Consider the following 13,315-nt stretch of genomic DNA (forward strand, 5'->3'; position numbering starts at 1 on the left):
CACGCCCGTTCATAGGCGAGTGCCCCCGTCCCGGCGTGCCCGCCGCGCCACCCGTCACCCGTACTGGGGACCCGGTGGCCCGGGCGCCGACCGGACCGGCGGACGGTCATGCGCAGGCCACCCTCCGGTCACCCGGTGGTGCCAGGGTCGGCCCACCATGCCGACACCGCACCGCGCACCGCGCACCTCGCCGCGCAGCACACCGCACCGATCGCCGCGCAGCGCACCCCGTCCCTCGCCCCGCAGCGCAAGACAGCGATCGCCGCGCCGCCGGAGCCTGCGGGGCTCGGCCCTCGCCGCCCTGCTCACGGCGGTGGCCGTGTGCGCCGGCGACGCTGCCGCCCGCGTCTTCCCGTACGGATCGCGCCACCGCGGCGTCAACGACCTCGGCAATCAGTTCGTGCCCTTCCACGCGCACCTGTGGGACCTGCTGCACGGCCGGGCGGAGGGCGGCCTGCTGTTCAACTGGCGGTCCGGGTACGGCACGAGCTTCCTGCCCGACCTGGGCACCTACCTGGCCAGCCCCTTCGCGGTGCTCGTCGGGCTCTTCCCACGCGCGGACATCGACCTCGCGGTGTACGTCGTCACGGTGCTCAAGACGGCGGCCGCGGCGGCCGCGACGGCCTGGCTGCTGCGCACGCAGCGCCGCGGGCCCTGGTGGGCTGCCGGGCTCCTCGGAGCCTCGTACGCGCTGTGCGGATGGTCGGTGATCGAGGCCTCGTACAACCCGATGTGGCTGGACGGACTGATCGCCTTCCCCCTGCTGTGCCTGACCGGCGAATGGGCCCTGCGCGGGCGGCGGATGCTGCTCGCCCCGCTGGTCGTCGCCGTGTGCTGGACGGCGAACTTCTACACCGCCTACATGGCCACGCTGGGTGCGGCGCTGGTGCTGCTGGTCCGGGTGGTGCTGACCCGGGAGGGGGTCCGGGCCCGGGCGGCGGTGCTCGTGCGGGCGGCGGGGACCACCCTGCCGGGGATCGCGCTCGCGGCGCCCGTGCTGGTTCCGCTGTTCCTCAGCTCGGGGCAGGCGTACCCGGGGTGGGTCAAGGAGTTCCGGCCGGTGTCGTGGGCGGACTTCTTCGCGCGGCTGCTGCCGGGGACGTACTCCTTCTCCTCCCCCGCCGTCTTCGTGGGCACCGGGACGCTGCTGCTGGTGGCCGCGCTGCCCTTCCACCGGGCGGCGCCGGTGCGCACCCGGCTGTGGTGGGCGGGGCTGACGGCGGCCGTGGCCCTCTCCCTCCAGTGGGCTCCGACCCACCTGGCCTGGCACCTCTTCGCGACCCCGAACGGAAGCCCCTACCGGCAGACCTTCGTCCTGGCCGGGATCGCCGTGATCGCCGCCTGGACCGGGCTGGCGGCGGGCCCGCCACGGCCGCCGGCGCTGGCGGCGGGGGCGGGCCTTCTGGCGGCCGCCGCGCTGTGGGCGCGCGGGAGCACGCTGGTGACGGCCCAGGGTTGCGTGCTGTTCGGCGGCGGGCTGGTGCTGGCGGGCGCGGGCTGGTGGGCGGTGCGCCACCGCCGGGCGGCACTCCCGGCGGCCGGGCTGCTGGCGGCGGTGCTGGTGGCCCAGGCGGCGGCGACCACCGCCTACGGGCACCGGGGCAAGCTGGGCGGCCTCGACGACTACCCGTCCTGGGGACCGGACCACACCGCGCGCGCCGAGGCGCTGGCGGGGGCCGGGGGCTGGCCGGCGTACCGGACCGATCCGAGCCGTCCCGCCCTGACGGGCAACGATCCGCTGCTGCTGGGCGGGGAGGGCGGCTCGTACTACAGCAGCCACACCCCGGCGGTGTTCACGCACACGATGGTCGCGCTCGGCGCAGGCTGGACCTCACGCGGGCGCAACGTCCAGAGCATCGACAACCCGGTGACGGACGCCCTCTTCGCGGTCGGCGCGCGCCTCCAGCCCGACGGCACGGTCCGCCGCGCGGAGGTCCCCCCGCTGGTGACGACCCGCCCGCCCGGCGCCCCTGGCCCCTACGGCGAGTCCCCCTTCGCCAACCAGGAACTGCTGCTGGGCGCGCGGGTGTACGAGGACCCGCTCGCGCCCGGGGTCTGCCGCGCGGGCACGGAGGCCTACCTGTGGGCCCCGGAGTACAACGCGACGGCCCGCCTCGCGGACGGCCCCGCCTTCCGCCTGAACGGCAGCGCGCCCCGCAACCGGGCGGCCCTGCAGCCGATGGGCGTCTCCCGCGGGCCCACCTCGGCCCTGGTCTTCGACGCGGCCCCGCCCCCGCGGTGGACCCTGGCCTGCCTGGACCGCGCCCGGCTCGGCACCGCGGTCGCCGCCCTGCGAGCCTCGGCCGCGACCTCCGTGCGCGTCGGCTCCTCGCGGATCCGGGCCGACCTGCCCGAAGGGGCCACGGGCACGGCGGTCCTGTCCGTCCCCGCGATCGCCGGCTGGACCTGCAACGGCCGCCCGGCCGGAGCCCACCTGGGCCTGGTCGCCCTCCCCCTGGACGGTCGCACCACCACCCTGGCCTGCAGTTTCCGCCCGCCGGGCCTCATCCCGGGCACGCTGGCGGCGGGGGCCGCCCTCATGGTCCTGGCCGGCCTGGCGCTCAGGCGGCGTCAGGGCCGGCGGATCCGGCCGGGCCGGTGGTGTCAGCGGACCTGAGCCAGCCAGTGCAGGGTGCGGCGTATCTCGACCGGGAAGGGGTGGGCCGGGCCGTGCAGGCGTTCCGCGTCGAACAGCAGGCGGGCCAGGGTGTCGTGGGCCGCCTGCCGGTCGCCGAGGGAGAGCTGCAGGTGCCCGATCCGGCGGCGGACCTCCAGGGGCAGGCCCGGGTCCGGGTTCGCGTAGTGGTTCTCGAAGAGCGGGAGCAGCGCGCGGTACTCCGCCAGGGCCGCGGCCGGTTCGCCGAGTTGCTCCAGGCACTGGGCCGCGTCGTACCGGAAGCGCAGGGCCTGGGGGTCGCCGGCCGGGAACTCGTCGGCGAGGCGGCGCAGTTCGGGCAGGGCGCGGCGGTACTGGCCGTCGTCCATCAGCGTGGCGGCGTACTGCTTGCGCAGGGAGCGCACCACCGGGGAGTGTTCCCCGTGCTCGGCGGCCGCGGCCGGGAGGATCCCGCCGAGGATGTCCACGGCCTGGGTGAGCCGCCCCTGGTCCAGGAGCTTGCGAGCCTCGTCCACGGCGCCCGGGACGTCCGCCTTCGGGGGCGACGGCGGGGTGCTCGGCCGCGGAGGGACGACCGCGGCCCGGTCCGGCCAGGGGGCCTGCGGGCGCAGGAAGGGCCGGGTCGGGTCGAGCGGGCCGGCCGGGGGACGACTGCCGCGGGCGGGCAGCAGCGGGGCGAGGGCCTCGTAGACCTCCTGCGCGGAGGAGGGCCGGTCCTGCGGGTCCTTGGCGAGGAGGTGCAGCAGGAGCTTCTCCAGCTCCGGCGGGACCTCCGGGCGCAGCTTGCGGACCGGGACCGGGGGCTCGTAAAGGTGGCGGTGCAGGACGCCGAGGGCGGTGGACCCGGCGAAGGGAACGTTGCCGCTGAGGAGTTCGTACAGGAGCACGCCGAGGGCGTAGAGGTCGGTGTACGGGCCGACCGCACCGCCCATGGCCTGCTCGGGCGCCATGTACGCGGGGCTGCCGATGGGTGAACCGGTGCTGGTGAGGCGGGTGGTGTCGGTGTCCATCACCGAGGCCACGCCGAGGTCCAGGACCAGGACGGTGCCGTCGGGGCGGATCATCACGTTGCGGGGCTTCAGGTCGCGGTGCACGATCGGCACCGCGTGCACGGCCGAGAGCACCGCGCACAGCTGCGCGACGACCGCGACCGCCCACTGCCAGGGGTACGGGTCGTGCTCGGCGAGGTGGTCGGCGAGGTCGGCGCCCTCGACGTAGCCCATGACGAGGTAGAGCTCGTCGCCGTCGTTGCCGGCGTCGTGCACGGTGACCAGGCCGGGGTGGTCCACCTGCGCCGTGACACGGCACTCGCGCACGAAGCGGCGGCGCAGTTCCTCGGCGACCGTGCCGGGGCCGGCGACCTTGTCGGGGCGCAGCAGTTTGACGGCGACCCGGCGGTCGAGGCGCCGGTCGTACGCGGTCCAGACCTGGCCCATGCCGCCCTGGCCGAGGACGGTCGCAAGCTGGTAGCGGTCGCCGATGAGCCGGTCGGTCACTGATTCGGATCCTGGAAGGCGGTCTGGTTCGGGTCCTGGCGGGGGCCGCCCGGCGGCGGGGTCTGCTTGCGCAGGAGTTCGCTGAGCTCGTCGAGTTCGGCGCGGACCTGCCCGATGCGCGGCGGCGGGGTCGCCTGCGGCGGCACCTGCGGCGGAGCCGGGGTGGGGGTCGCCGCCGGCGTCGGGGTGGAGTGCACGGTGGGGGCCTGGGCGGGCGGGTACCCGTAGGCGGGCGCGGCCTGCTGCGGGTGGGCGTAGGGCGCGGGCTGCGACGGGTACCACTGCGCCGGCCCACCCGCCCGGACCGTCTCGTGGTGCTTGATGTCCGCGACGAGGAAGTACACGCAGATCGCCAGGCCGGTGAGGAGCGTGCCGAAGCCCCCCGTGTCGCTCTGCCAGCCGGTGGTGTCGGGCGTCGGGTCGAGGCCGAACAGCACGAACCAGAAGACGGACAGGACGCAGGTGACGACCATCAGGACCCAGTCGCGGGTCTTGCGGGTGACCAGTGCGAGCCGCAGCATCGAGCCCCAGGCAAGGAAGCCGCAGCTCAGGATGGGCAGCAGCGTGAACAGCACGCGCAGACCCACCACCCCCCCGGAAGAGGGCTGGGGGCCGTACTGCGGCGGAAGGCCGGGGCCGTGCATCGCTGCTCCTGACGGGCCGTGCGGAAGAAGTTTCGGCTCTGAGGGTATACAGCGTTCCCGGCCAGGAGTGAGGGGATGCGCTCAACCGTTGCACGGTCGCCGCACAGCCGCTCACTCCGGGGTGACGGTGCCGTCCGACAGGCCGTCGTGGAAGCCCTGTACGAGTTGCTCCCCGAGCCGTCCCGCCAGCCGCAGGGCGTCCTCGAACTGGGCCAGCTCCCGGAACCGGGCGCCGTAGCGCTCCTGTTCCGCGAGGGGCAGCCGGGGCAGCCGCAGCCGGCGCACGTCGAGCCGGGTGGCGGTGGAGGCGTGGCTGCTGGCGCGGCGGTTGTTGGCGGTGCCGCGCAGGAATCCGGCCAGGAACCACGGGTCGAGTGCGGCCGGGTCGGGGCGCAGCAGGGCCAGGCCGCGGCCCGGTACGGCGCCCGCGGTGGCCTCGTCTACGACCCGGGCGATGGCGGCGCCGCCGACGAGGGGGACGAGGACGTCGCCGGGCGCCGTGAGCAGGGGCTCGTCGGCGGTGGGTGCCAGGGTCCCGGAGGGGCCGGTTCCGGCGTACACGTCGTGCTCGGTGAGGACGGGGGCCGCGCCGGCCCCGCCGCCGGTGCCGGTGTGCAGCTGCAGGGCTCCGGCGCGGGCGAGTTCGCCGATGGTGGTCAGCGGCGGCCGGGCCACGGCCCGCGCGGGCGCGGCGGCGGGCGGCGGGGTGAGCCGGGCGGCCCGGCCGAGGGTCTCGCCGAGCCGTTCCCGTACGGCGGTCAGCTCGGCCGGTCCTCCTCCGGCGGCCGGCGGCGGCAGGTGGCGGGCGGGGGTGAGGTCCACGTCGTCGTCCAGCAGCTCGATGACGGGCACGACGCGGCTGACGCCGGGGGTCTCCTCCACCGAGCCGGCGGCGTCGTACGCGCTCCAGGCGCCCACGACCGTGTCGTGCACGGCGGGCCAGGCGGCCCGGAGCCGGCCGTCGGCGGCGAGGGCCGCGGTGTCGACGAGCAGCAGCCCGGCCGGGGGCGCCGCCTGGGCGCCGGGCCGGCGCAGTACCCACAGGTGCAGCGGGATCCCGTACGGCGGCGCGGCGCCGGCCGGGAGCGCGACGACGGCCCGCAGTGCGCCGCGGCGCAGCAGGTCGGCGCGGATGCGACGGCCGGAGCGGCGGCCGGCGACGGCGGGCGGCATGAGCAGCACGGCGGTGCCGCCCTCGCGCAGGTGGGCCACGGCGTGCTGGACCCAGGCGAGTTCGGATTCGGTGCGGGCCGGGAAGCCGTACTCCCAGCGCGGGTCGTAGGCCAGTTCCTCGTGACCCCAGTTGCGTTCGTTGAACGGCGGGTGGCAGAGCACCGCGTCGACGGCGTCCTGTGCGAAGGCGTCGGCGCGCAGGCTGTCGGCGGCGGCCGCGCGGACCTCGGCGGGCCCGTGCAGGGCGAGGCGCAGCGCGGCGAGGGCGGCGAGTTCGGGCGAGGAGTCCTGCGCGTGCAGGGCGGTGGCGCCGGCGGCGGCCCGCAGCAGGGTGCCGGTGCCGCACGCGGGGTCGAGCACCGTGAGGGGCGCGGCGCCGGCCGCTCCGGTGGAGCCGGTGCCGGCACCGGGGGGGCCGGCGAGCGCGGCCATGAGCACGGCGAGGCCGTCCGGGGTGAGCGTGTACTGGCGGGGGTTGGCGTCGAGGTGGCGGCCGAGGAGGAACTCGAAGGCCTGGCGGGCGCCGAGTTCGGCGGCGAGTTCGGCGGCGGCCCGCAGCAGCGGCATGGTGGCGGGGCGCAGCGGGACGTCGGCGAGCGCGTGGCCGGGCCCCAGGCGTGCGCCGAGCACCTGGACGAGGACGGGGCGCAGCCGGGCGGCCATGCGCTCGTCGTCGGGGTCGGCCAGCTCCGGCCAGTCGGCGGCCCGGTCCTGTACGACGAGCAGCGCGCTGCCGGCTTTGACGAGTGCGCTGACGGCCCCGCCGGGGTGGGCGGTGATCTGCTGCCAGACGCGTTCGCGCAGCGGGACCTCGGCGAGCTTGCCCTGGGTGCGCAGCCAGTGCTCCACCTCGCCCAGGGAGAAGGAGGGGCTGGTCTCGGTGCCGCCGACGGGCTGGGGGAAGTCGGCGTGGCGGCGGCGCCAGTTGCTGACTGCGGCGCGGCCCACTCCGGCCAGGCGTGCGACCTCGGCCGCGGTGACCTCTGCGGCGTTCTCCTCGGACATGCCGGGGAGCATACCCGTTGCACGCGAGAGACCTCTTCACACCGTGAACTCACAATTCCCTGTGAACCATGTTGACTCGGTTCACAGGGCGTGGTGGGATCAGCGCGTCACACAAAGCCGCCGCGTCATCCGGGAACGGCTCCGCCGATTCCGGCCCGTCCGGTACCGCCCCCGTCCGTCCCGGCGGCCCGTCTCCGTTCCCCCTGCACCCCGATCCGGCACCCCGCCGGAATAGATCATTCCGATTGTCCTACGCTTCCTCGATCCCCTGTCTCCTGCCGTAGAGAGTCCCCATGCGCACCGTTCACCGCCTCACCGCCACCACCGCCCTCGCCTGCGCCGCCGCCCTCGGCCTCACCGGGTGCTTCGCGCCCGAAGGTCCCTTCCCCGAGCTGTCCGGCTCCGAGGTGGCCGACAAGTCCGTGACGGCCCTGCGCGGCGCGGCCTCGCTCACCGTCAGCGGAAAGGTCTGGGACGAGGGCAAGCCCCTGCAGCTGAACATGTCGGTCAGCAAGGCCGGCGACTGCAAGGGGACGATCTCCGGCCAGGACGGCTCCTTCGACCTGATCCGCAACTCCGAGTTCGTGTTCATCAAGGCCGACGAGCCCTTCTACCGCTCCCAGATGAAGGACCTGCCCAAGGAGCAGGCCGACCAGGCGGTCAAGCAGCTCGCGGGCCACTGGCTGAAGTCGAAGGCCTCCGACGCGGACTCGAAGGAACTGTCCGCCCTGTGCGACCTGGACGAGCTGCTCAAGGAGTTCGACGAGAGCAAGGGCGCCCAGAAGGGCAAGGTCACCACGGTCGGCGATCAGAAGGCGCTGACCCTGACCACGAAGACCACCGAGGGAACCGAGACCCTGCTGGTGGCCACCCAGGGTGAGCCGTACCTGCTGAAGGCGAGCATCACGGGCAAGGAGCCGGCGGAGGTCACCTTCACCGGTATCAACGAGCCGGTGAAGGCCGACGCTCCGGCCGGCAAGGACGTCATCGACGCGGACCAGCTCGGCTGAGAAACGGCTCGACGGTGGAGCCGGGCCCGCGCGGGCCCGGCTCCACGGCGTGTCAGGAACCGAGGATGGTGGTGAGGAACTCCCCCGTCCAGGCCAGCAGTTCCCGCCCGACCACCGGCTTGCCGCCGATCTTGCCCGCCTTCGGCCGCGGGATCAGCACCTGCGAGGTGGCGGGCTTGAGCACCGCGCCCGGGTAGAGCCGCTTGAGCCGCAGCTCCTGCGACTCGCGCAACTCCACCGGACCGAACCGGACGTTGTTGCCCTGCAGGGTGATGTCGCCGACCCCGCAGGCCCGGGCGAGCATCCGCAGCCCGGCCACCAGCAGCAGATTCTCCACCGGCTCCGGCAGCTTGCCGTAGCGGTCGGTGAGCTCCTCCCGTACGGCCTTGACGTCCGCCTCGGAACTGGCCGACGCGATGGACCGGTACGCCTGCAGGCGCAGCCGCTCGCCGGGCGCGTAGTCGTGCGGGACGTGCGCGTCGACCGGCAGCTCGATCTTGACCTCCAGCAGCGGCTCCTCCTCCACCCCGCCCTCGACGGCGGCCCGGTAGTCCGCCACGGCCTCACCCACCATGCGGATGTAGAGGTCGAAGCCGACACCCGCGATGTGACCCGACTGCTCGCCGCCGAGCAGATTGCCCGCACCGCGGATCTCCAGGTCCTTCATCGCCACGTACATGCCCGCGCCCATCTCGGTGTGCTGGGCGATCGTCGCGAGCCGCTCGTGCGCGGTCTCGGTCAGCGGCTTCTCCGGCGGGTACAGGAAATACGCGTACCCTCGCTCGCGGCCGCGCCCCACCCGGCCGCGCAGCTGGTGCAGCTGGGACAGGCCGAAGTTGTCGCCGCGCTCCACGATCAGCGTGTTGGCGTTGGAGATGTCGATGCCCGACTCGACGATCGTGGTCGACACCAGCACGTCGAACTTCTTCTCCCAGAAGTCGACGACGACCTGCTCCAGGGACTGCTCCGACATCTGGCCGTGCGCCGTCGCGATCCGCGCCTCGGGCACGATCTCGCGCAGCTTGGCGGCCGCCCGGTCGATGGACTCGACCCGGTTGTGGATGTAGAAGCACTGGCCCTCGCGCAGCAGCTCACGGCGGATGGCCGCGCCGATCTGCTTCTCCTCGTACGGGCCGACGAAGGTGAGCACCGGGTGCCGCTCCTCCGGCGGGGTGGTGATCGTCGACATCTCGCGGATGCCGGTCACCGCCATCTCCAGGGTGCGCGGGATCGGGGTCGCCGACATCGTGAGCACGTCGACGTTGGCGCGCAGCTTCTTCAGCTGCTCCTTGTGCTCCACGCCGAACCGCTGCTCCTCGTCGACGATGACCAGGCCCAGGTCCTTGAACCTGGTCTCCTGCGAGAACAGCCGGTGGGTGCCGATGACCACGTCCACCGAACCCTCGCGCAGGCCCTCCAGGGTCGCCTTCGACTCGGTCTCGCTCTGGAAGCGCGACAGCGCCTTCACGTTGACCGGGAACTGGCTGTAGCGCTCGGAGAAGGTGCCGAAGTGCTGCTGCACGAGGAGGGTCGTCGGCACCAGGACGGCGACCTGCTTGCCGTCCTGGACCGCCTTGAACGCGGCGCGCACGGCGATCTCGGTCTTGCCGTATCCGACGTCGCCGCAGATCAGCCGGTCCATCGGGACCGACTTCTCCATGTCCTCCTTGACCTCGGCGATGGTGGTCAGCTGGTCGGGCGTCTCCGCGTACGGGAAGGCGTCCTCCAGCTCTCGCTGCCAGGGCGTGTCGGGACCGAAGGTGTGGCCGGGGGCCGCCATGCGCGCGCTGTAGAGCTTGATCAGGTCGGCGGCGATCTCCTTGACCGCCTTCTTCGCGCGCGCCTTGGTCTTCGTCCAGTCGGCGCCGCCGAGCCGGTGCAGGGTCGGGGCCTCGCCGCCGACGTACTTGGTGACCTGCTCCAGCTGGTCCGTGGGGATGTAGAGCCGGTCGCCGGGCTGCCCCCGCTTGGCCGGGGCGTACTCCACCAGCAGGTATTCGCGGGTGGCGCCCTGCACCGTGCGCTGGACCATCTCGACGTAGCGGCCCACGCCGTGCTGCTCGTGGACGATGTAGTCGCCGGCCTCCAGGGTCAGCGGGTCGATCGTCTTGCGGCGCCGTGTCGGCATCCGCCCCAGGTCCTTGGTGGCGGTGCGCTGGCCCGTCAGGTCGGTCTCGGTGAGGACGGCCAGCCGCAGCACCGGGTCGACGAAGCCGTTGTCGACCGAACCGCATGCGACGTGGACCAGGCTCGGCTCCAGGGTGCGCAGGTCCGGCTCCAGCCGGGCCGCGATGCCCTCGCCGCCGAGCACCTCGACGGTACGGGCGGCGGGGCCGTGGCCCTCGGTGAGGTAGACGATGTGCCAGCCGTCGGCGATCCAGCCCTTGGTGTCGGCCAGCGCCCGGGCGGTGTCGCCGCGGTAGGCCTCCGGGGCGTGCATGCCGAGTTTCAGGGTGTCGCCGCCCACCGTCTCGTCGGCGGCGAAGGGGGAGACCGACCACCACATCATGTTCAGCTCGCGGGCCCGGTCGCGGACGTCGGCGATGCCGCGCAGCGAGGCCGCGCCGACGTCGATGGGGGCCTCGCCGCCGCCCGCCGTGGCCGCCCACGACGCCATCAGGAACTCCTGGCTCGTCGCCACGAGGTCGGCGGCCCGGGTCCGGACCCGCTCGGGATCGCACACCACGGCCATCGACCCGGCCGGCAGCACGTCGATCAGCAGCTCCATGTCGTCCACCAGGACCGGCGCCAGGGACTCCATGCCCTCGACGGCGATCCCCTCGGCGATCTTGTTCAGCAGCTCGCCGAGCTCGGGGTGGGCCTCGGCGAGGGCCGCGGCGCGCTCACGTACCTCATCGGTCAGCAGCAGCTCGCGGCAGGGCGGGGCCCACAGTCCGTGCTCGGCGACCTCCAGGGACCGCTGGTCGGCGACCTTGAAGTAGCGGATCTCCTCGACCTCGTCGCCCCAGAACTCGATGCGCAGCGGGTGTTCCTCAGTCGGCGGGAACACGTCGAGGATCCCGCCGCGCACGGCGAACTCCCCGCGCTTCTCGACGAGCTCGACGCGCGCGTACGCGGCGGCGGCCAGTGCCGCGGTCACCTCGCCGAGGTCGGCGCCGACGCCCTGCCGCAGGCTGACCGGGACCAGGTCCCCGAGCCCCTTGACCTGCGGCTGGAGCACGGACCGGATGGGCGCGACGATCACGCTCACCGGGCCCGCGGCCGGGTCGTCCTTGCTCGGGTGCACGAGCCGGCGCAGGACGGCGAGCCGGCGGCCCATGGTGTCGCTGCGCGGGCTGAGCCGCTCGTGCGGGAGCGTCTCCCAGGACGGGTAGTCGACCACCTCGTCAGGCGGCAGCAGGGAGCGCAGCGCGGCGGCCAGATCCTCGGCCTCGCGCCCGGTGGCGGTGACCGCCAGCACGGTCCGCTCGGTCTGCCGCGCCAGCGCGGCGATCGCGAAGGGCCGCGCGGCGGCGGGGCCGACCAGGTCCACGTGCATGCGGTTGCCGTCCCCGGCCGCGGTGACCGCCTCGGCGAGGGCGGCGTCCCGGGTGACGGCGTCGAGCAGTCCGTGCAGGCTCATGAAGAGGCTTTCCGTCCGGTGAAGGTCAAAGGGTGAGGGCAACGCGAAGGACCCGACACGTCGCACGGGCCGGGGATTCCACCCTACGCCCGCCCGTCTCCCGACCGCCGCCCCTCACGCAGACGCTGCGCGCCGCCCCCGTTCTCCCCCCTCCCCCGCGCGCTCCCCCGCGCGCGGGGGATTTCGGGTCACCCGCCGGGTCACGGCGCAGCCGTCACACCCGAGCCCGCCCCCCGCTCTACGATGTTCCTGTTCTGACTGTCCGAGCTCGCCGCGTCGTCTTCCGCCGGGGAGACGTCTACCGGCCGAGGAGCACGAGTCCGTGACGAGCGATGCGATAGCGCGCCCGGCGCCGGTGGCGCCGGCGCCGGCCACGCCGCGCCCCGGCCGGTGGGCGGGGCCCTGGGCGGTGGCCGCCGGGCTGCTCCCGGTCTACCTCGTGCTGTCCGTCGGACGGTTCCGGCGGATGGACTGGGCCTCCTGGGACCTGGGGATCTTCGAGCAGGCGATCCGCGCGTACGCGCACCTGCAGGTGCCCGTCGCCGACCTGAAGGGTCCGGGCGCCAACATCCTCGGCGACCACTTCAGCCCGATCATCGCGCTCGTCGCCCCCGTCTACCGGGTCTTCCCGGGGCCCGTCACCCTGCTGGTCGTGCAGGCCGCGCTGTTCGCGCTGTCGGCCGTCCCCGTCACCCGGGCGGCCGGCCGGCTCCTCGGACGGGCCCGCGGGCTGGCCGTCGGCGTCGCGTACGGGCTGTCCTGGGGCATCCAGCGGGCCGTCGAGTTTGACTTCCACGAGATCGCCTTCGCCGTGCCCCTGCTGGCCTTCTCCCTGGAGGCGGTGCTCGCCCGCCGCTGGCGGGCCGCCCTCCTGTGGGGGCTGCCGCTGATCCTGGTCAAGGAGGACCTCGGCTTCACGCTCGCCGCCCTGGCCGTGGTGGTGGCCTGGCGGGCCAGGCCCACCGACCGGCGGATCGCCTGGACCGCGCTCGGCGCCGCCGCCGCGGCCTGCGTCTTCGCCGTCCTCGTCTTCACCGTCGTCGTACCGGCCTTCGCCACCGCCGGCTACGGCTACTGGGACAAGATCGACGGCGACGGCCCGCTCGGCGGCCTCGCCACCAAGCTCACCACCCTGGGCTGGGTGCTGATCCCCACCTCCGGGCTGCTCGCCCTGCGCTCGCCGCTGCTGCTGGTGGCCGTCCCCACCCTGGGCTGGCGCTTCCTGTCCGGGGACGACCACTACTGGTCCACCGACTGGCACTACAGCGCCGTCCTCATGCCCGTCGTGTTCCTCGCCCTCGTCGACGCCATCGACACCGTCCGGCGCGGCGAACGGCCCCGGCTGCGCGCGTACGCCCTCCAGCTGCCCACCGCCGTACTCGCCGCCGCCCTCGCCCTGGCCGCGACCAGCATGCCGACAGCCAAGCTCGCGGAAGCGCGCACGTACGAGAAGCCCGAGCGCGTCACCGCCGTCGAACGGCTCCTCGACCGGATCCCCGACGGCGCCACCGTGGAGGCCGACACCACGCCGCTGACCCGGCTGACCTCCCGCTGCCGCGTGCTGTGGATCGGCGGCAGCAAGGGCGTGGTCCCCGACTGGATCACCATCGACAACTCCTCCCGCTGGGCCGGCGAGGACCCCACGGGCTACGCCCGCCAGCTCCACCCCGGCGAGCAGTTCACCGTGGTGGGCGAGGCCGGGGGCGTCGTCCTCATGCAGCGGGGATGACACGACGCCGGCCCGGAACCCCAAGGTCCCGGACCGGCGCCCTCCCCCGTGTGACCGC

The 13,315-nt window shown here is 74.3% G+C and carries 7 protein-coding genes; 3 read left to right on the forward strand and 4 right to left on the reverse strand.

Annotated features, from left to right (window positions below; translation table 11 throughout):
- Positions 1-157: 157 nt before the first annotated feature.
- On the forward strand, positions 158-2,617 hold the full coding sequence (locus ACWGIF_RS15775; RefSeq protein WP_453496888.1) for a YfhO family protein: 2,460 nt from the start codon (positions 158-160) through the stop codon (positions 2,615-2,617).
- Here ACWGIF_RS15775 and ACWGIF_RS15780 read toward each other — a convergent pair.
- The 3 genes from ACWGIF_RS15780 to ACWGIF_RS15790 all read right to left on the reverse strand — a co-directional run bounded on the left by ACWGIF_RS15780 (position 2,605) and on the right by ACWGIF_RS15790 (position 6,935).
- Positions 2,605-4,113 (reverse strand): protein kinase domain-containing protein, encoded by a 1,509-nt coding sequence (locus ACWGIF_RS15780; protein ID WP_453496891.1) that lies wholly within the window; start codon positions 4,111-4,113, stop codon positions 2,605-2,607. The two genes, ACWGIF_RS15775 and ACWGIF_RS15780, sit on opposite strands and share 13 nt — an antisense overlap.
- Complete coding sequence (locus ACWGIF_RS15785; protein WP_453496894.1) at positions 4,110-4,757, reverse strand: hypothetical protein; 648 nt, start codon at positions 4,755-4,757, stop codon at positions 4,110-4,112. The genes ACWGIF_RS15780 and ACWGIF_RS15785 overlap by 4 nt, the downstream gene beginning before the upstream one ends.
- Before the next feature lie 111 nt (positions 4,758-4,868).
- Positions 4,869-6,935: an HsdM family class I SAM-dependent methyltransferase gene (locus tag ACWGIF_RS15790; protein ID WP_453496897.1), complete on the reverse strand. Its 2,067-nt coding sequence runs from the start codon at positions 6,933-6,935 to the stop codon at positions 4,869-4,871.
- Between the two features lie 293 nt (positions 6,936-7,228).
- On the opposite strand from ACWGIF_RS15790, the gene ACWGIF_RS15795 reads away from it, so the two are divergent.
- A complete protein-coding gene (locus ACWGIF_RS15795; protein ID WP_453496900.1) occupies positions 7,229-7,945 on the forward strand; it encodes a hypothetical protein in 717 nt (238 codons plus the stop codon).
- 52 nt (positions 7,946-7,997) lie between these two features.
- On the opposite strand, the gene mfd is transcribed toward ACWGIF_RS15795, so the two are convergent.
- On the reverse strand, positions 7,998-11,528 hold the full coding sequence (gene mfd, locus ACWGIF_RS15800; RefSeq protein ID WP_453496903.1) for a transcription-repair coupling factor: 3,531 nt from the start codon (positions 11,526-11,528) through the stop codon (positions 7,998-8,000).
- Positions 11,529-11,994: 466 nt separating this feature from the next.
- Here mfd and ACWGIF_RS15805 point away from each other — a divergent pair, with 466 nt between their 5' ends.
- A complete protein-coding gene (locus ACWGIF_RS15805; RefSeq protein ID WP_453496976.1) occupies positions 11,995-13,257 on the forward strand; it encodes a DUF2079 domain-containing protein in 1,263 nt (420 codons plus the stop codon).
- Positions 13,258-13,315 lie beyond the last annotated feature (58 nt).

The sequence above is a fragment of the Streptomyces sp. NPDC054849 genome, from assembly GCF_053610945.1.